This window comes from Kitasatospora sp. NPDC049258 (genome assembly GCF_040678895.1).
Taxonomy (GTDB): Bacteria; Actinomycetota; Actinomycetes; order Streptomycetales; family Streptomycetaceae; genus Kitasatospora.
Genome location: NZ_JBFAQT010000019.1, coordinates 95322 through 113468 on the forward strand (window position 1 = coordinate 95322; position 18147 = coordinate 113468).

Here is an 18147-nt window from a genome sequence, read left to right on the forward strand (position 1 = left end):
AGGGGCGATTTCGCAGTTCCGGCTCTGACCAGCTAGAGTCTTCCTCGTTCGCAGCGAGGAACGCAGACCGAGAGGAAAGCGGGAATCGCGGGAACGCGGGGCTATAGCTCAGTTGGTAGAGCGCCTGCATGGCATGCAGGAGGTCTGGAGTTCGATTCTCCATAGCTCCACTCCGCACCGGTGGTCCGCGAGGGCCGCATGTGTCGCGGGGCTATAGCTCAGTTGGTAGAGCGCCTGCATGGCATGCAGGAGGTCTGGAGTTCGATTCTCCATAGCTCCACAGGAGCTGCGAAGGCCGCCACCCGATCCGGGTGGCGGCCTTCGGCGTTCTCCGGACCCGTCCCCGGTACGCGGGCCCGGGCCCTGCCCGCCTCCGGGTCGCGCCGGCGGCCTGCCTGGTGGGAGCCGGTGGCGGGGCGGTGGAAAGCGATTAGGGAGGCACCCCCGGGACCGTGTATTGTTGGCGATGTCGCCGGGGGAAATGCCGGGGACAGCAGCAACAAGGGGCTATAGCTCAGTTGGTAGAGCGCCTGCATGGCATGCAGGAGGTCTGGAGTTCGATTCTCCATAGCTCCACAGCAGAAGGAAGAAGGGCCGTCTCCTCCGGGAGGCGGCCCTTCTGGCATTCCGTCAGCCGGTCGGTGCGTCAGGGCGGCCCCGCGCGCCCGGCCCGCCCCGCTACCGGCTCGCCGGGTCGCCGGGCCGCTCCGGGCCGGGGCGGGGCCGGGGGCCCTACCGGGCCACGTGGTCGGCCAGCTACGGTCGTGCCATGGCCGATCTGGCACGCAAACGGAACGAAGAGCTGGCGCGGATACTGCACCAGCTGGGCTGGAGCCCGGAGCGGCTCGCCCGCGAGGTGAGCGCCATGCTCCCGCCCGGGCTCGCGATCAGCTCCACCGCTCCGTACAAGTGGCGCGACCGCGGCATGGTGCCGCGCTCGCCGCACGACCAGACCGTCTGCGAGGTGCTCAGCCGTACCGTCGGCATCGCCGTCACCTACGAGCAGCTCTGGGGCCAGATGGGCGGCGGCCGGGGTGCCAAGGTGCTCTCGCCGCGGCTGCTCACCGACCCGTGGACGGCGGACACCGCGCAGACCGCGCTGCGGGAGGCCGGCGCGGACGCGGCGCCGGTCCGGCTCACCGACCTGTTCCGCGGCGACGAGCTGGAGCAGGCCGCCCGGCACTGGGCCTCCCCGCCGCCCGAGGTCACCGGCGGCGAGGGGGCGCTGCGGATCGCCCCCGAGCAGCTGGCCGACCTGCGGCTCTCGTACGACAGCAAGCAGCGCCTGGAGCGCGCGTACGGCGGCGGGCTGATCCTCGGACCGGCCCGGGCCGAGCTGGCCATGGTCGGCAAGCTGCTGGAGCTCGGCCGCTACGACGAGCCGCTCGGCCGTGAGCTGTACGGGGCGGCCGGCCGGCTGGCCCGGCTGGTCGGCTGGGCCAGCTACGACATGGGCAGCGACGCGGCGGCCCAGCGGGCCTTCGTGGCCGCGCTGCGGGCCGCGCACGTCTGCGGCGACCCTCGGCTCGGGGTCAGCGTGGTCGGCTGCCTGGCCGTGCAGGCCACCTACAACTCCGGCGGGCGCGGGCTGGACGCGGTGGCGATGCTCTCCACCGCGCTGCGGGCCGCCGACGAGGTGCTGACGCCCCGTGAGCGGGCCCTGCAACTGGGCCGGATCGCCCGGGCGCACGGCAAGAAGGGCGAGCAGATCAGCGCCGAGGCGGTCGCCGAGCGGGCCTTCCAGGCCTTGGACGGCGAGCCGGACCACGGCCAGGAGCGGGCCGACCTGGAGGGCATGGTGGGGGAGGGCTACCTCTTCCTGGGCGAGCACGAGCAGGCCCGCCGGCTGCTCGGCTCCGCCGTCGACGCGCTCGCACCGGAGCGGGCCCGGGCCAAGGCGCTGCTGATGGTCCGGCTGGCCGACTCCTACCGGCGCACCGGGGAGCAGGAGGAGGCGGACCGGATCGCCGACCGGGCCCGGCTGCTGGCGGCCGGTATGCAGTCGGGGCGGGTGGCCCGGGCGCTGCGCGAGTTCGACGCGGCGGTGCGCGCCGGATAGTCGCCCGGGGGCCGCCCGGCCTTGCGGTACCCTGACCCCATGCGAACCGTGCGCCTGCTCCTTAGCCGGCCGCGCTGACCAGGACCGGCCGACGCCCCCGGGGCGAGGCCGGAGTCGGCGTGGCGACCCCTCCTGTGAGGGGCCTTTTTGCTTTCGGGCCCGGTTCGGGGGCCCGGGGCCTGCCCGGGGACGCTGCCCGGTTCGCCTGACGATGACGATGGAGCCCGAAGGACCATGAGCGAGACGACCCCTGCTTCCGGCGCGGCCGAAGCCGCCACCGAGCCTTTCCGCTACGGCGCCGCGCTGGCCGCCGAGATCGAGTCCCGCTGGCAGGACCTGTGGGAGAAGGAGGGGACGTTCGACGCCCCCAACCCGGTCGGCCCGCTGGCCGACGGCTCGGCCGGCGACGTCTCCGCGAAGCCGCACAGCTTCATCATGGACATGTTCCCGTACCCCTCCGGCTCCGGCCTGCACGTCGGCCACCCGCTGGGCTACATCGCCACCGACGTCTACGCCCGCTACCAGCGGATGACCGGCCACAACGTGCTGCACACGCTGGGCTACGACGCCTTCGGCCTGCCCGCCGAGCAGCACGCCGTCGCCACCGGCGAGCACCCCCGGATCACCACCGAGGCGGCCATCGCCAACATGCGCCGCCAGCTGCGCCGGCTGGGCCTGGGCCACGACTCGCGGCGCTCGATCGCCACGATCGACCCGGACTACTACCGCTGGACCCAGTGGATCTTCCTGCAGATCTTCAACTCCTGGTACGACACCGAGGCCGGCCGGGCCCGCCCGATCGCCGAGCTGGTCGCACAGTTCGCCGACGGTTCGCGGGCGCTGCCGGACGGCCGGGCCTGGTCCGAGCTGTCCGCCGTCGAGCGGGACGAGGTGCTGGGCGAGTACCGGCTGGCGTACTCCAAGGAGGTGCCGGTCAACTGGTGCCCCGGGCTGGGCACCGTGCTGGCCAACGAGGAGGTCACCGCGGACGGCCGCTCCGAGCGCGGCAACTTCCCGGTCTTCAAGTCCAAGCTGCGCCAGTGGATGATGCGGATCACCGCCTACTCCGACCGCCTGATCTCCGACCTGGACCAGCTGGACTGGCCCGAGGCGATCAAGCTGCAGCAGCGCAACTGGATCGGCCGCTCCGAGGGCGCCCGGGTCGACTTCGCCGTGCCCGCCGCGGACCCGATCACCGTCTTCACCACCCGGCCTGACACCCTGTTCGGCGCGACCTACATGGTGCTGGCGCCCGAGCACGAGCTGGTCGACGCGATCGTGCCGGCGGCCTGGCCGGCCGGCACGCACCAGGACTGGACGGGCGGCGCCGCCACCCCGGCCGAGGCCGTGGCCGCCTACCGGGCCGAGGCCGCCGCCAAGTCGGACGTCGAGCGCCAGGTCGACGCCAAGGTCAAGACCGGTGTCTTCACCGGCGCGTACGCGACCAACCCGGTGAGCGGTGAGCCCGTCCCGGTCTTCGTCGCCGACTACGTGCTGATGGGCTACGGCACCGGCGCGATCATGGCCGTGCCCGCCCACGACCACCGCGACTTCGCCTTCGCCCGCGCCTTCGACCTGCCGATGCGCTGCGTGGTCGCGCCGACCGACGGCCGCGGCGAGGACCCGCACACGTGGGACGACGCCTTCGACACCTACGACTCCGTGATCGTCAACTCGGCGCACGAGGACCTGTCGCTGGACGGCCTGGGCGTGGTCGAGGCCAAGGCCGCCGTGACGGCCTGGCTGGCCGCCCGCGGCATCGGCGAGGGCACCGTCAACTTCCGCCTGCGCGACTGGCTGTTCAGCCGCCAGCGGTACTGGGGCGAGCCCTTCCCGATCGTCTACGGCGAGGACGGCGCGATGCACGCGCTGCCCGAGTCGATGCTGCCGGTCGAGGTGCCGGTGGTCGAGGACTACTCGCCGCACACCTACGACCCGTACGACGCGGCCTCCTCGCCGAAGACCCCGCTGTCGCGCAACGAGGACTGGGTCAACGTCGAGCTGGACCTGGGCGACGGGGTGAAGACCTACCGTCGCGAGACCAACACCATGCCCAACTGGGCCGGTTCCTGCTGGTACGAGCTGCGCTACATCGACCCGGCCGACCGCGAGAAGGTCGTCGACCCGGCCAACGAGGCCTACTGGATGGGCCCGACGGAGGCGAAGCCGGCCGGCGGCGTCGACCTGTACGTCGGCGGCGCCGAGCACGCGGTGCTGCACCTGCTGTACGCCCGCTTCTGGCACAAGGTGCTGCACGACCTGGGTCACGTCTCCTCGGTCGAGCCCTTCCACAAGCTGTTCAACCAGGGCATGATCACCGCCGACGTCTACCGCGACGACCGGGGCTTCCCGGTGCCCGCCGCCGAGGTCGAGGAGATCGACGACGAGTTCTTCTGGCAGGGCCAGAAGGTCCGCCGCGAGGCCGGCAAGATGGGCAAGTCCCTGAAGAACGCCATCGCCCCGGACGACTTCGCCGACCAGTACGGTGCGGACACGCTGCGCCTGTACGAGATGTCGATGGGCCCGCTGGACGTCTCCCGCCCGTGGGACGACCGGGCCGTCGTCGGTCCGTTCCGCTTCCTGCAGCGGCTGTGGCGCAACATCGTCTCCGAGACCACCGGCGAGCTGGTCGTGTCGCAGGAGGAGCCGGACGAGGCGACCCTGCGTGCCCTGCACAAGGCGATCGACGGCATCCGCGGCGACCTGGCCGGCCTGCGCTTCAACACGGCGGTGGCCAAGGCGATCGAGCTGAACAACTTCCTGGTCAAGCGCGGTTCCACGCCCCGGTCGGTGGCCGAGTCGACGGTGCTGCTGATCGCTCCGCTGGCCCCGCACATCGCCGAGGAGCTGTGGCGCCGGCTGGGCCACGAGGAGTCGCTGGCCTTCGCGGACTACCCGGTCGCCGACCCGGCGTACGTGGTGGACGAGAGCGTCGTGTGCGTGGTGCAGATCAAGGGCAAGGTGAAGGCCCGGCTGGAGGTCGCGCCCTCGATCTCCGACGCCGAGCTGGAGGCCCTGGCGCTGGCCGATCCGGCGGTGGTCGCCGCGATCGGTGACGCCCCGGTCCGCAAGGTCATCGCGCGGGCGCCGAAGCTGGTGAACATCGTCACCGGCTGACCCCGCCGTGTCGTACCGGGCGCCGGTCGTCCTCCCGCTCGGGAGGCGGCCGGCGCCCGGTGGTTTCGGGGTGCTGGTTGTGGGGGTGGGGCCGTCGGCGGTGCTCGCGGCGGTCCGGGGGGTGGGCGCGGCTGAGTCGGGTGGGCGCGGCTCAGTCCGGGGTGGGCGTGGCGGCACGCAGCCGGCCCGCCATCAGCCGGACGTGCTCGACCAGCTCCGGCGGCTCGTGGACGGTGAAGTCGTGGCCGAGCAGGCTGACGTACACGGCCAGGCCGTTGAGCGAGTTGGAGCCCGCCCGCAGGGTGCAGCTGTGCTCGTCCAGCGGCTCGACCAGGCCGGAGGTGGGCGCGATGTGCTCGGCGACGACGTGTGCGGGCGCCTGGACGGTGAACCGGGCCTGGTAGCGGTACCGGCCGAGTGCCACCTCCCAGGAGACGAAGTCCCGGACGTCCTGCTCGGGGGGCTGACGGGGCGTGAAACGCGGCCCGGCCGGGGGCCGCAGCGACATCCGGTCCACCCGGAAGTTCCGCCGGTCCGCCCGGCCGGTGTCCCAGGCGACCAGGTACCAGCGCACGCCGGTGTGCACCAGCCGGTGCGGTTCCGTCTCGCGCCGGCTCTCGCTGCCGTCGTGCGCGCGGTAGTCGAAGCGCAGCCGCAGCAGGCGGGCCGAGGTCTCCAGCATGGCGGCCAGTCTGGCATTCCTGGCCGGTAGGGGGTGGGGGTGCCCCTGAGCCGTCCCTGAGCCGCCCCTGATCTCTGGGGCTGCGGGCCGTCCACGCCTCCAACGGGGGCGGATCGGCGGCTACGGTGGAGACATCGGCAGTCGCAGCAGGCCGCACCCGGGCGGCCGGGCCCGGTGGCAGCGGTGGAAGAAGGTGGGCTCTCCATGGACGCGCTCGGTGTGGTGGTCGTGCTGGTACTGCTCTTCGGGGCGGCGCTGCTGGCGATGGCGGTGGTGGGCACGGTGAAGGCGGCCAAGGCCGTCGCCACCAAGGTGGAGCGGCACGAGGCCAACGCCCGCCGCGCGGTGGAGAACGTCACCCTCAAGGCGAAGACCTTCACCAAGCCGGGTGCACAGGGCCGGCTGGCGGCCGTCAGGCTCTCGCTGCGCACCGCGCTGGACAGCACACGGCAGGTGCTGGCGGCCGGGCTCCCGCAGGACGGGCAGCTCGGCGAGGCGATGCAGCTGCTCGCCCGGCTCGACGCGCACGCGGCCGAACTCGACGCCGAGCTGCGGATGTTGGAGCGGGAGCCGGACGAGACCCGGGTCACCGCCAAGCTGGCCGAGCTGCGGGAGCGGGCCGAGCGGATCACGCACTCCGCCGAGTCGCTGCGCTGGGCGGCGCAGGACCGGATGCGGCGGTTCGCCGATGACGAGCTGAGCCGGCTGACGGAGGAGTGCGCCAACGAGGCGGGGGCGCTGCGGCACTGGGACACGGGGGTGGGGGCGGCATCGTCTGCTGGTGCTGGTGCTGGTGCTGGCGCGGATCCGGCTTCGGCAGGGGCCGGGGCAGGGGCCGGGGCGGACGGGCGTAAGGGGCTCGGGGCCGCCGGGCGTCGGCCCAGTGCGGAGGAGGTGCTGGGGCTCGCCGAACCGCTCGCCCGGCTCGCCGACCGGCTGCGCAAGCCGAACGCGGGCGGATCGTCGGTGGGCCGGGGCTTGTCAGACACGCCCTAGCCGGGCCGAGGGGCCTGACGTCCGGGGACGGCCGGGCCGTCCCGCCGACCTGCCGGGCCGACGGCGGCGGTCGGCGGCGCTGTCCTCGGGGCCCGACGGGGAGTAACCTCCGGCACATGCCCGGCCACCTCGCTCTTGTCACCGACTCCACCGCCTATCTGCCGCAGGACGCTGTGGACCGGCACGGGATCGAGGTCGTACCGCTCAGTGTCGTCGTCGGGGACGAGGTGCTGGCCGAGGGCGTGGAGATCTCCCCCAAGGACGTGGCCGAGGCGCTGCGCGCCAAGCACCGGGTGACCACCTCCCGGCCGAGCCCCGAGACCTTCGCCGCCGCCTACCGGGCCGCCGCCGAGGCCGGTGCGCGCGGGATCGTCTCCGTGCACATCTCGGCCGAGCTCTCGGGCACCTTCGAGGCCGCGCAGCTGGCGGCCGCCGAGGTGGGGATCCCCGTGCGGGTGGTGGACAGCCGGTTGGTCGGGATGGCGCTGGGGCACAGCGTGCTGGCCGCCGCGGAGGCCGCGGAGGCGGGGCTGGGGATCGAGGAGGCCGCCGCCGAGGCCCGGCGGAGGTCGGAGCAGACCCGGAGCTACTTCTACGTGGACACCCTGGAGTACCTGCGCCGTGGCGGGCGGATCGGCGCCGCACGGGCGCTGGTCGGCTCCGCGCTGGCCGTCAAGCCGCTGCTGCACCTGTCCGGCGGGCGGATCGAGCCGCTGGAGAAGGTCCGCACCGCCTCCCGGGCGATCGCGCGGCTGGAGGAGATCGCGGTGGCGGAGGCGGGCGAGCGGGAGGTGGACATCGCGGTCCACCACCTGGCCGCCGAGGACCGGGCGGAACCGCTGGCGGAGCGGCTGCGGGAGCGGGTGCCGGGGCTGCGCGAGCTGTACGTCGGCGAGGTGGGCGCGGTGATCGGCGCGCATGTGGGGCCGGGGCTGCTGGCCGTGGTGGTCTCGCCGCGCTGAGGCTCTCGGCAGGGGCAGGGGCAGGGGCAGGGGCAGGGGCTGGGGCTGGGGCTTTGGCGGGTGCTGGGGCCGCTGGGGCGCTGGGGTGCGGGGTTGTGGTGCCCGTCTGCTGTCACTCGTTCGAGCGATGTGAGTTATCCACAGGCCGGGTTTGTCCACAGGAATCCGGCGGTTTCCGCCGGTGGTCGGCGGCGGACCTAACGTCCTGGGCATGAGAACGATGACTCCGGGCGCGGCCCGTCGCCGAGAGACCTCCGAAGCCGTCCGGGACCGGATGGCCAACCTCTTCACCGTCCCGCCGCCGCCCGCCGGGGCCGGCGCGCCCGCGCTGTCGGCGGGAAGGCCGCCGGAGCCGCCGCCCGAGCCGGCACCCGAGCCGGCGCCCGGGCCGGCGGCGCGCGGTCCGGAGGGGCCACCTGGGCCACCGGCCGCCGATCGACCGCTGCCGCCGGCCGGCCCCGGCCCCGGCCGGTGGTGGCCGGGGCTGCCTCCCGGCCTGCTGGTCGACCGGCGAGCGGTGCTGGGGCTGTCCGTGCTGTTGCTGCTCGCGGTGGGGTACGGCGTCCAGCACTTCTGGCTGGGCCGTCCGCAGCCGGTCGCCGTGCCGACGACGGCCGTCGCCGAACCGCCGGAACGGCCTGCGGGGGCCGGTCCGCCCGGCACCCCGTCGCCCACCGCCGCCCCCTCCGGCGCGGTCGACCGGGCGGGGGCGGACGGCTCCGCCGTCGTGGTGGACGTGGCCGGCCGAGTGCTGCACCCGGGCCTGCGCAGGCTGCCGGGCGGCTCCCGGGTCGCCGACGCGGTGGCCGCCGCGGGCGGTCCGGTGCCGGGCACCGACACCGAGAGCCTCAACCTCGCGCGGGTACTGACGGACGGGGAGCAGATCCTGGTCGGTGCTCCGGCCGGCCAGGGCGCCGTCACCGGGTCGACCGCGCGTGCCGGGCCGCTGAGCCTCAACCGCGCCACCGCAGAGCAGCTCGACACCCTGCCCGGGGTCGGCCCGACGCTGGCCCAGCGCATCATCCAGTTCCGGCAGGAGCACGGCGCCTTCCGCTCGGTCGACCAGCTCCGCCAGGTCAGCGGCATCGGGGACCACAAGTACGAGGAGCTGAAGGCCCTGCTGTCGCTCTGAATCCCGTCCTGCCCCGCGCTGACCCGTAGGGAGGTGCCGCCATTCCCCGACGTCCCGATGCCCGGCCGGGCTGCCCGCGTCCGGCCGACCTCCGGCTGCTCCTCCCCGCCGGCTGCGCCTGGGCGGTCACGGCGGCCGTGCTCGAAACCGACCCCCGGCACCATCCGCTGCTGCTGCTCATCGCCGCTCCGGGCGCGGCCGCGGCGCTGCTCGCCCTCGCCCTCCCGAAGGCCCGCCACCGGCCGGGGGCGATGCTGCTGGCGGCCGCCCTGCTCACCGGCGCCGCCGCCACCGCCACCGCCGTCCTGCACACCGCGGAGCTCCACCGCGGCCCCATCCCCGCCCTGGCCGACCCGCCCCCCATCGCCGTGCCGGACACCACTGCCGCACCGGACACCACTGCCCCGGACACCACCGCCGTACCCAATTCCGCCGCCACGGCCGAGCGCCTCCCCACCCCCGACATCGTGGTGGAGCTGACCGTGGCGGGTGACCCCAGGTCGCACAGCCCCCGGGCCCGCGGCACGGCGGCCGCTCCTCCACTGCTCACGGTGGCGGCACTGGTCGACCTGGTCCGGCAGGAGGGCCCCGGCCACCCACCCCCGACCGCCACCCGTACGCCCGTCACCCTGATGGTCCGCGCGCAGGACGCCGCTGCCTGGCGATCGGTGATCCCGTCCACCCGGCTCGGCGCGGACGTCCGGGTGCTGCCGGCCGGCCCCGACCGGCACGACACCGCGGCGCTGCTGCTCGTCCACGGTCCGCCACGGCTGCTCGCTCCGCCCAGCCTCCCGCAGCGAGCGGCCGCCCGGCTGCGCGGCGGGCTCAGGGCGGCGTGCGAGCACCTGCCGGCCGATCCGGGCGGGCTGCTCCCGGGGCTGGTGGTCGGTGACACCTCGCGGCTGCCGCAGGAGCTGGCAGACGCGTTCCGAGCCACCGACCTCGGCCATCTCACCGCGGTCAGCGGCGCGAACCTGGGTATCGTGCTGGCAGTCCTGCTGGGCTCCCCGAGCCGGGCCGGCACTACCGAGCGCGGCGGACTGGCCCGGCTGCTCGGGCTCTCCCTGCGCGGCACGGCCCTGCTCGGCACCGCGCTGACCCTCGCCTTCGTCACGGTCTGCCGCCCGGACCCGAGCGTCCTGCGGGCCGCCGCCACCGGCCTGATCGGGCTGCTCGCGCTGGCCTGCGGCCGCCCACGGCCGGCACTGCCCGCCCTCGCCGGCGCCGCACTCCTGCTGATCCTCTGGGACCCGTACCTCGCCCGCTCCTTCGGCTTCCTGCTGTCCGCCCTGGCCACCGCGGGCCTGCTCACCCTCGGCCCGCGGTGGGCGGCCGCGCTGCGTCGCCGCGGCTGGCCGCACCATCTGGCCACCGCCGCGGCGGCCACGGCGGCGGCGCAGGCCTTCTGCGCACCCGTCACCATCCTGCTGGCGCCCCGGGTCAGCCTGGTCGCCATCCCCTGCAACCTGCTGGCCGAGGTCGCGGTCGGGCCGGCCACCCTGCTCGGCTTCGCCGTGCTCGCCGTCGACCCGCTCTCGCACCGGGCGGCCTGCCTGCTCGCGGACCTGGCGGCGGTGCCGGCCGGCTGGCTGGTGCTGGTCGCCCGCCGCGGCGCCGAGCTGCCCGGCGCCGAACTCGCCTGGCCTGCCGGGCTGCCAGGAGCGGCGCTGCTGGCCGGTACGGTACTCGCGCTGTGCTGGGCAGGCCCGGCGCTGCTCGCTCGGCCCGCCGACCGGCACCCGGGTCGGCGGCGCCGCCGCCGGGCACTCGCCGTGGCCTGCGCGCTGCTGTTGCCGATCGCGCTGCTGCGGCCGCCGGGCCTCACCAGACTCGCCACCGGCTGGCCACCACCCGGGTGGCGACTCGTCCTGTGCGACATCGGCCAAGGCGACATGGCCGTCCTCCCGCTGACCGCCGACACCGCGGTCGTGGTGGACACCGGCCCGGATCCCCAGGCCGCCGACGCCTGCCTGCGCGACCTCGGGATCACCCGGATCCCGATCCTGATCCTCAGTCACTTCCACGCTGACCACGTCGAGGGCCTGCCCGGCGTCCTGCGCGGGCGGCAGGTGGGGGCCGTCCAGACCACCACCCTGGACGCCCCGGCGGGGGAGCGGGGCCGGGTGGCCGGTTGGGCGGCCGCGGCCCGGGTGCCACTGCTGCGCGCCCAGCGCGGCGAGCGCCGGACCGCCGGCCCCGAGCTGTCCTGGGAGGTGCTGTGGCCGGACGGCACACCGGGTCCCGACACCCCGGGGGCGAACAACGCCAGCATCGCCGTCCTCGCGAGCGTGGGCCCACCCGCGGACGCGTTGCGGATCGCCCTGCTCGGTGACCTGGAGCCGCCCGCCCAGGCGGCCCTGCTCCGGCGCGGACCGCCACCGTGGGGTGGGCAGGCGTCGAGCGGTTGGCAGGCGCCGGGTGCTGGGCGGGCGCCGGAGGTGCGTCCGCCGGCGGTTCAGGTGCTCAAGGTCGCCCACCACGGCTCGGCCAACCAGGACTGGGCCCTGGCCGCGGCCCTGCACCCCCGGCTCGCCCTGATCAGCTGCGGCGCCGGCAACCCGTACGGGCACCCCTCGGCGCGCACGGTCGACCGGCTCAGGGCCCAGGGGGCGACGGTGCTGCGCACCGACCTCTCCGGTGACATCGCCGTTCTGGGCACGGGTGCCACCTTGGCGACCGCGGTCCACCCGCACCCGTTCCGGGAGTGACCGGAGTGACCGGAGTGACCGGTACCGCCGCTACAGCCGGTGCGGCCGGTGCAACCAACGGCGGTCAGACCCGCTCCCGGCGCAGCCCCCCGGAGTCGAACCGCTCGGTGCCCACCACCCGGAGCAGCTCCAGGTGAGTGGCGTCGGAGGTGCCGGGCGGCGGGGTGAAGATCAGCAGGCGCTGGTCCTCGGTCGGGGTGAGCAGTGTCTCGCAGTCCAGGTTCACCGGGCCGATCACCGGGTGCACCACCCGCATCCGGCCGGAGCGGCGGACGGCGACCTCGTGCAGGTCCCAGAGGCCGGAGAACTCGGTGCTGGCCGCCCGCAGCCGCTTGACCAGCGCGGCCGAGGGAGCGTCGCCCGCCCGGCGGGCGACGGCCGCCCGCAGGTCCGCCACGTGCACCCGGCCCCAGTGCGCGTGCTCCTCGACCGGATAGGCGGCCCGGGTGGCGGGGTCGGTGAACCAGCGCCAGACCACGTTGCGATTGTCCGGATCCAGCGGGCAGACCCCGCCGAACAGGGCGGTGGCGATGGCGTTCTGCGCCAGCAGGTCGCCGAGGTCGCTGACGATCTGGGCCGGCGTCTCCTTCAGCTGGTCGAGCAGGTGCAGCAGCCCCGGCTTGATGTGCTCGCCGGAGGGCCGGCCGGCCGGCGGGCGGTGCCCGGCGAGCAGGAACAGGTGGTCGCGCTCGTCCTCGGTCAACCGCAGCGCCCGGGCCAGCGCCCCCAGCATCTGGCCGGACGGCTGGGGGCCGCGGGCCTGTTCGAGGCGGATGTAGTAGTCGGCCGACATCCCGGCCAGCTGGACCACCTCTTCGCGCCGCAGGCCCGGGGTGCGGCGGCGGGGCCCGTCCGGCAGGCCGACGTCCTGCGGGCGGAGCCGTTCCCGGGAGCGGCGGAGGAAGTCGGCGAGTTCACGGCGATCCATCTCCATGGGCCCATCCTGCCCGGCCGGCCCGACGCACGGTCAGCGGCGGCCGATCCCTGTCAGGTCGGGTGGCTCCGGCGGCGCGGGCGCAGCGAGCCGGCCGTGGCCACGGCCGGGGCGGGCGGCGGTCAGTCCTCCTCGCGCCAGCCGTCGAGGCCGGCGGCGATCCCGTCCAGGAGCACCAGCTGCTCCGCCGACCAGCCGTCCGCCCCGGGAGCCTCCAGCACCACCAGCCACTGGGCGTCCTCGGCGTCGTCCTCACCCGCCAGGGCGTCCCGCACCAGCTCCGGCCGCGCGAGCCCGGGCAGTTCCCCGGACAGCCGCTCGGCCGCTTCCTCGGCGCAGTCGCGGTCGGGCAGGACGAGCAGTTGGCGGCTGTGGTTCGCGGTCATCGCACCATTGTCCAGCCCCCGTTCGGGTGCTCGGCACGCAGGTGCCGGTGGTGTCCGCGGCTCGTGCGATGCTGGTACGCGATGGCCAGGAAGAGTGCACCCGACGACCTGCTCGCCCCGCTGACCCTCGCGGTCGGCCAGGAGGAGCTGCTGCTCGACCGCGCGGTCGCCGAGGTGGTGGCGGCCGCGAAGGCCGCCGACCCGGACACCGATGTCCGCGACCTCGCCCCCGGCGCGCTGCAGCCCGGCAGCCTGGCCGAGTTGACCACGCCCTCGCTGTTCGCCGAGCGCAAGGTGATCGTGGTCCGGGCGGCCCAGGACCTCTCGGCCGACTCGGTCAAGGAGGTCAAGGCCTACTTCGACGCGCCCGTCGAAGAGGTGATCATGGTGCTGGTGCACGCCGGCGGCGCCAAGGGCAAGGGCCTGTTGGACGCGGCGAAGAAGGCCGGCGCCCGTGAGGTGGCCTGCGCCAAGCTGACCAAGGCCGGTGAGCGGCTGGCCTTCGTGCGCAACGAGTTCCGCCAGCTCGGCCGGGCCGCCACCCCGGAGGCCAGCCAGGCGCTGCTCGACTCGCTCGGCAGCGACCTGCGCGAGCTCGCCGCCGCCTGCAGCCAGCTCACCGCCGACATCGAGGGCACCATCGACGAGACGGCGGTCGCCACGTACTACAGCGGCCGGGCCGAGGCCACCGGCTTCGAGGTGGCCGACCTCGCGGTCACCGGCCGGGCGGCCGAGGCACTGGAGCGGCTGCGCTGGGCCCTCGCGGTCGGGCAGCCGCCCACCGGCATCACCTACGCGCTGGCCGCCGGCGTCCGCAGCATCGGCCGGCTGGCCACCGTCGGGCGGAACATGCGCCCCGCCGACCTCGCCCGGGAGCTGGGCATGCCGCCCTGGAAGGTGGACCGGGTCCGCCAGCAGATGCGCGGCTGGACGGGTGACGGCGTCGCCGCCGCGCTCACCGCGATCGCCCAGGCCGACGCCGCCGTCAAGGGCGGCTCCGACGACCCGGCCTACGCGCTGGAGCGGGCCGTGGTCGCCGTCGCCCGCGCCTCCCGGGCCGGCGCCCGCCCGTACTAGGCACCGCCCGTACCAGGCAGCCCCGTCGCCCCCTGACGGACCCTGGCGGCTCAGACCCGGCCGCCGAGCGCCTTGAGGGCGTCCCGGCTGTCGATCAGCAGGGCCTGCCGGATCTCCTCCCGGCTCGGCACCACCGCCGACTTGCCCTCCTGGTACGAGCCGGACCAGCTGGCGTAGTAGGTCATGCCGCCCTGGCGGACGTAGAGCACCTGGGTGAGGTAGTGCCAGGTCTTGTCCGAGCCGCTGGTGTCGTCCAGGTACCCCAGGTAGGCGTCGTCGCCGAGCGAGGGCACCGCGCTGATCTCGTACTTGCGCTGCTGCAACCCCGAGCGCTGCGCCTCGAACTCGGCTCGGGGGTCCACCTTCCGGTGGAGCTGGACGTCCAGGTAGAGCGAGACGTAGTCGCTGTCGCTGCTGAGCTTCTTGCGGTACTGGCTGCAGTACATGTCGTCCAGCGCCGCGTGCCTGGTCGTGTAGTGGTAGGGCGTCCCGCTCTGCGCGGAGTAGAGCTGGCTGAACTTGGCCAGCTTGACCGTCTCGCACAGGTTCCCCACCACCTCGTAGGCGGCCAGGTCCGGTGCCTTGGCCTCGCCGCGCGTGACGATCCCGGGGACGGTCAGGACGGCGGCCACCCAGACCGCCGACGCCAGCACCGCGCCGCCCACCCCCCACAGCAGCCCGCGGCCGCCACCCTTCGGGGGCCGGACGGCGGACCCGCCCGGCGTCGGCCCGTACCCGGTCGGCGGCGGGCCGCCCTGCCGCCCCACCTGATGTCCCACCTGATGGGCCGGCGCGGCCCCGTAGGGCGAGGAGGGCACGTTCGGCGGTGGTGGTGTCGGCATCGGTGCCCCCAGCTGGCCTGTCCTGCACTGCGGTTTCGACGGTCGCACCGAACCATACCGGTGCCCACCGCCGTGCCAGGCCCCGCAAACGCCGACAGGCGCCGCAGCTGCCCGGGGAATTGGGCTCGGCTGCGACGCCTGTCGATCTGTTGCTGTGTACCGCACCCGCGTGGCGAACGCAGGCCGCGTGCGGTACGGAGTCGTGCGCCTCGGGCTTCCGGATAGAGGGCCGGAGCGGCCGTCGAGGCATGGTCGGCGCGGGGCGGGTAGAGGGCCGCCGGCTACGCCGTCCGTCCGGGCTCGGGCCCGGTGGTGGTGCGTGGAGCGAGAATCAGGCGGCGGCGTTGTTGACGCGCTTGGTGATCGCCGACTTCTTGTTGGCGGCCTGGTTCTTGTGGATGACGCCCTTGCTCACGGCCTTGTCGAGGGCACGGGAGGCGGCGCGCGCCAGCTCGGTGGCCTTCTCGACCTCACCGGCGGCAGCGGCCTCGCGGGCCTTGCGCACAGCGGTCTTCAGCGAGGACTTGACGGCCTTGTTGCGCAGGCGCGCCTTCTCGTTGGTCTTGTTGCGCTTGATCTGGGACTTGATGTTCGCCACGAAGGAGCCTCAGTCTGTGTGAATTCGATGTGGAACGGGTCTGCACCCGGCGGCCGTCGAACCAGCCGAGAGGGCATGCCGAGGCCAGGTGCAGCGACCCAGGCTAGCAGGGGCCCCGGCCCCGCCCCAAACCGGCTCGGCCGCCCCCGGGGCCCGGACGCGGGCCGAGCCCTAGCCCCGGAGCACCGGCTCCCCGTAGTGCTCGACCTCGGGGAACGGCGCGTAGAAGTGGTGCAGCAGGGCCCGCCACTCCTGGTACTCGGCCGAGCGCCGGAAGCCCTCGGTGTGGTCCTCGAGGGTCTCCCACCCCACCTGGAGCAGGAACCGCGAGGAGCGCCCCTCGTCCAGGCAGCGCCGCAGTTCCAGCGAGCGGAACCCGCGCTGCGCCGAGATCAGCGGCCGGGCCCGCCCGAACGCGGCCAGGAAGGCCTCCTCCTGCCCGGGCCGGACGTCCAGCAGCACGCTCTCCAGGATCATGGAGGGGCATCCTGCCGCATCCGCGGCCGCCCGGGGAAGGCGCCGGGACGAGCTGACCGGCACGGTACGCCGGGCTCGTGGGAAGATGGGCGCAACCATATCGATCGGACGAGACCGTCCGGTCGCCGGGAAGGCGGTCAGAGATGACCCGCAGACCCCGGCCCCCGGACCAACGGAGAATCGGACCAAGGTGCCCGCGACCCCCAGCAACGTGCCAGAGCCCAGCCGGACCGACCCGGCGGTGATCCGCAACTTCTGCATCATCGCCCACATCGACCACGGCAAGTCCACGCTCGCCGACCGGATGCTGCAGATCACCGGTGTGGTCGACCCCCGGCAGATGCGCGCCCAGTACCTCGACCGGATGGACATCGAGCGTGAGCGCGGTATCACCATCAAGTCGCAGGCGGTCCGCCTTCCGTGGGCCCCCCGGACCGGCGAGAACGCCGGTACCACGCACATCCTGAACATGATCGACACCCCCGGCCACGTGGACTTCACGTACGAGGTGTCCCGCTCCCTGGCGGCCTGCGAGGGCACCGTCCTGGTGGTCGACGCGGCCCAGGGCATCGAGGCGCAGACCCTCGCCAACCTGTACCTGGCGCTGGAGAACGACCTCACGATCATCCCGGTGCTCAACAAGATCGACCTGCCGGCCGCCCAGCCCGAGAAGTACGCCGCCGAGCTGGCGCACATCATCGGCTGCGACCCGGCGGACGTCCTCAAGGTCAGCGCCAAGACCGGCCTCGGCGTCGAGGACCTGCTCGACCACGTGGTCGACCAGATCCCGGCCCCGGTCGGCGTCAAGGCCGCCCCCGCCCGCGCGATGATCTTCGACTCGGTCTACGACTCCTACCGCGGCGTGGTCACCTACGTCCGGGTGGTCGACGGCCAGCTCACCAAGCGTGAGCGGATCGCGATGATGTCCACCGGCGCCACCCACGAGCTGCTGGAGATCGGCGTCATCTCGCCCGAGCCGAAGGTCGCCGACGGCCTCGGCGTCGGCGAGGTCGGCTACATCATCACCGGTGTGAAGGACGTCCGGCAGTCCAAGGTCGGTGACACCATCACCTCGATGCACAAGGGTGCGACCGAGGCGCTGGGCGGCTACAAGGACCCGCGTCCGATGGTGTTCTCCGGCCTCTACCCGCTGGACGGCAGCGACTACCCGCTGCTGCGCGACGCCCTCGACAAGCTGCGCCTGAACGACGCCGCGCTGGTCTACGAGCCGGAGACCTCGGTCGCGCTCGGCTTCGGCTACCGCTGCGGCTTCCTCGGCCTGCTGCACCTGGAGATCATCCGGGAGCGGCTGGAGCGCGAGTTCAACCTCGACCTGATCTCCACCGCGCCCAACGTGATCTACCGGGTGGTGATGGAGGACGGCTCGGAGCACACCGTCACCAACCCGAGCGAGTTCCCGACCGGCAAGATCGCCGAGGTGTACGAGCCGGTCGTGCGCGGCACCATCCTGGCCCCGAACGAGTTCGTCGGCGCCATCATGGAGCTGTGCCAGACCCGCCGCGGCAACCTGCAGGGCATGGACTACCTCTCCGAGGACCGGGTCGAGCTGCGCTACACGCTGCCGCTGGCCGAGATCGTCTTCGACTTCTTCGACCAGCTGAAGTCCAAGACCCGCGGCTACGGCTCCTTCGACTACGAGCCGATCGGTGAGCAGAGCGCCAGCCTGGTGAAGGTCGACATCCTGCTGCACGGCGACGCGGTGGACGCCTTCTCCGCGATCGTGCACAAGGACAAGGCCTACAACTACGGCGTGATGATGGCCGGCAAGCTGCAGAAGCTGATCCCGCGCCAGCAGTTCGAGGTGCCGATCCAGGCCGCCATCGGCTCCCGGGTGATCGCCCGTGAGACGGTCCGCGCGATCCGCAAGGACGTCCTCGCCAAGTGCTACGGCGGTGACATCTCGCGTAAGCGCAAGCTGCTGGAGAAGCAGAAGGAGGGCAAGAAGCGGATGAAGATGGTCGGCCGCGTGGAGGTCCCGCAGGAGGCCTTCATCGCCGCGCTGTCCACCGACGCGGATGCCCCGAAGGAGAAGAAGTAGCACTCCGGAGCAGGCCCTGGGCCGCCCACCGTCGCGAGACGGTGGGCGGCCCAGGCCCGTTCCCGGGCCGCTCGGAGCCGGGGACCGGGCCAGCCACAGCGACACGCCGGCCACCTCG

Annotated in this window: 14 protein-coding genes and 3 tRNA genes; 11 read left to right on the top strand and 6 right to left on the bottom strand. The window is 73.9% G+C overall.

The window, feature by feature from the left end:
• Positions 1-97: 97 nt before the first annotated feature.
• The 5 genes from AB0K43_RS18450 (at position 98) to leuS (ending at position 5176) form a co-directional block, all read left to right on the top strand.
• Positions 98-170, top strand: a tRNA-Ala gene (locus AB0K43_RS18450).
• Between the two features lie 37 nt (positions 171-207).
• Positions 208-280, top strand: a tRNA-Ala gene (locus AB0K43_RS18455).
• Positions 281-503: 223 nt separating this feature from the next.
• Positions 504-576, top strand: a tRNA-Ala gene (locus tag AB0K43_RS18460).
• 193 nt (positions 577-769) lie between these two features.
• Entirely contained in the window at positions 770-2059 is a 1290-nt protein-coding gene (locus tag AB0K43_RS18465) for a hypothetical protein (RefSeq protein WP_363640908.1), read from the top strand.
• Between the two features lie 234 nt (positions 2060-2293).
• Positions 2294-5176 carry a leucine--tRNA ligase gene (leuS, locus tag AB0K43_RS18470; protein WP_363640910.1) on the top strand — a complete coding sequence of 961 codons (2883 nt, stop codon included), beginning with the start codon at positions 2294-2296 and terminating at the stop codon, positions 5174-5176.
• A 151-nt stretch (positions 5177-5327) separates the two neighbouring features.
• Here the strand turns inward: leuS and AB0K43_RS18475 are convergent, their stop codons facing one another.
• Positions 5328-5858 (bottom strand): WYL domain-containing protein, encoded by a 531-nt coding sequence (locus tag AB0K43_RS18475; protein ID WP_363640912.1) that lies wholly within the window; start codon positions 5856-5858, stop codon positions 5328-5330.
• A gap of 204 nt (positions 5859-6062) precedes the next feature.
• Here AB0K43_RS18475 and AB0K43_RS18480 point away from each other — a divergent pair, with 204 nt between their 5' ends.
• The 4 genes from AB0K43_RS18480 to AB0K43_RS18495 all read left to right on the top strand — a co-directional run bounded on the left by AB0K43_RS18480 (position 6063) and on the right by AB0K43_RS18495 (position 11656).
• Positions 6063-6854, top strand: a complete 792-nt coding sequence (locus tag AB0K43_RS18480) for a hypothetical protein (protein ID WP_363640914.1) — start codon at positions 6063-6065, stop codon at positions 6852-6854.
• 116 nt (positions 6855-6970) lie between these two features.
• Entirely contained in the window at positions 6971-7816 is an 846-nt protein-coding gene (locus AB0K43_RS18485) for a DegV family protein (RefSeq protein ID WP_363640916.1), read from the top strand.
• A 211-nt stretch (positions 7817-8027) separates the two neighbouring features.
• Positions 8028-8948: a ComEA family DNA-binding protein gene (locus AB0K43_RS18490; protein ID WP_363640918.1), complete on the top strand. Its 921-nt coding sequence runs from the start codon at positions 8028-8030 to the stop codon at positions 8946-8948.
• Between the two features lie 137 nt (positions 8949-9085).
• Entirely contained in the window at positions 9086-11656 is a 2571-nt protein-coding gene (locus AB0K43_RS18495) for a ComEC/Rec2 family competence protein (RefSeq protein ID WP_363640920.1), read from the top strand.
• A 64-nt stretch (positions 11657-11720) separates the two neighbouring features.
• On the opposite strand, the gene AB0K43_RS18500 is transcribed toward AB0K43_RS18495, so the two are convergent.
• Both AB0K43_RS18500 and AB0K43_RS18505 read right to left on the bottom strand, forming a co-directional pair.
• Positions 11721-12590, bottom strand: a complete 870-nt coding sequence (locus tag AB0K43_RS18500) for a helix-turn-helix transcriptional regulator (RefSeq protein ID WP_363640922.1) — start codon at positions 12588-12590, stop codon at positions 11721-11723.
• A 122-nt stretch (positions 12591-12712) separates the two neighbouring features.
• Entirely contained in the window at positions 12713-12976 is a 264-nt protein-coding gene (locus AB0K43_RS18505; protein ID WP_363640924.1) for a hypothetical protein, read from the bottom strand.
• An 81-nt stretch (positions 12977-13057) separates the two neighbouring features.
• Here AB0K43_RS18505 and holA point away from each other — a divergent pair, with 81 nt between their 5' ends.
• Positions 13058-14053, top strand: coding sequence for a DNA polymerase III subunit delta (gene holA, locus AB0K43_RS18510; protein WP_363640927.1), 996 nt, complete (start codon positions 13058-13060; stop codon positions 14051-14053).
• Positions 14054-14103: 50 nt separating this feature from the next.
• Here the strand turns inward: holA and AB0K43_RS18515 are convergent, their stop codons facing one another.
• The 3 genes from AB0K43_RS18515 to AB0K43_RS18525 all read right to left on the bottom strand — a co-directional run bounded on the left by AB0K43_RS18515 (position 14104) and on the right by AB0K43_RS18525 (position 15970).
• The gene (locus AB0K43_RS18515; protein WP_363640929.1) at positions 14104-14820 is read right to left on the bottom strand and encodes a hypothetical protein; all 717 of its coding nucleotides are present in this window, start codon (positions 14818-14820) and stop codon (positions 14104-14106) included.
• Positions 14821-15226: 406 nt separating this feature from the next.
• Complete coding sequence (rpsT, locus tag AB0K43_RS18520) at positions 15227-15493, bottom strand: 30S ribosomal protein S20 (RefSeq protein WP_350640779.1); 267 nt, start codon at positions 15491-15493, stop codon at positions 15227-15229.
• A 171-nt stretch (positions 15494-15664) separates the two neighbouring features.
• A complete protein-coding gene (locus tag AB0K43_RS18525) occupies positions 15665-15970 on the bottom strand; it encodes an antibiotic biosynthesis monooxygenase (protein WP_363640931.1) in 306 nt (101 codons plus the stop codon).
• A 190-nt stretch (positions 15971-16160) separates the two neighbouring features.
• Here AB0K43_RS18525 and lepA point away from each other — a divergent pair, with 190 nt between their 5' ends.
• Positions 16161-18029, top strand: a complete 1869-nt coding sequence (gene lepA, locus AB0K43_RS18530; protein ID WP_363640933.1) for a translation elongation factor 4 — start codon at positions 16161-16163, stop codon at positions 18027-18029.
• Positions 18030-18147 lie beyond the last annotated feature (118 nt).

Excerpts from the sequence above, each read along its gene's own strand:
- AB0K43_RS18465 (WP_363640908.1), top strand. The coding sequence starts at position 770 with ATGGCCGATCTGGCACGCAAACGGAACGAAGAGCTGGCGCGGATACTG.
- leuS (WP_363640910.1), top strand. The coding sequence starts at position 2,294 with ATGAGCGAGACGACCCCTGCTTCCGGCGCGGCCGAAGCCGCCACCGAG.
- AB0K43_RS18475 (WP_363640912.1), bottom strand. The coding sequence starts at position 5,858 with ATGCTGGAGACCTCGGCCCGCCTGCTGCGGCTGCGCTTCGACTACCGC.
- AB0K43_RS18480 (WP_363640914.1), top strand. The coding sequence starts at position 6,063 with ATGGACGCGCTCGGTGTGGTGGTCGTGCTGGTACTGCTCTTCGGGGCG.
- AB0K43_RS18485 (WP_363640916.1), top strand. The coding sequence starts at position 6,971 with ATGCCCGGCCACCTCGCTCTTGTCACCGACTCCACCGCCTATCTGCCG.
- AB0K43_RS18490 (WP_363640918.1), top strand. The coding sequence starts at position 8,028 with ATGAGAACGATGACTCCGGGCGCGGCCCGTCGCCGAGAGACCTCCGAA.
- AB0K43_RS18500 (WP_363640922.1), bottom strand. The coding sequence starts at position 12,590 with ATGGAGATGGATCGCCGTGAACTCGCCGACTTCCTCCGCCGCTCCCGG.
- AB0K43_RS18505 (WP_363640924.1), bottom strand. The coding sequence starts at position 12,976 with ATGACCGCGAACCACAGCCGCCAACTGCTCGTCCTGCCCGACCGCGAC.
- holA (WP_363640927.1), top strand. The coding sequence starts at position 13,058 with ATGGCCAGGAAGAGTGCACCCGACGACCTGCTCGCCCCGCTGACCCTC.
- AB0K43_RS18525 (WP_363640931.1), bottom strand. The coding sequence starts at position 15,970 with ATGATCCTGGAGAGCGTGCTGCTGGACGTCCGGCCCGGGCAGGAGGAG.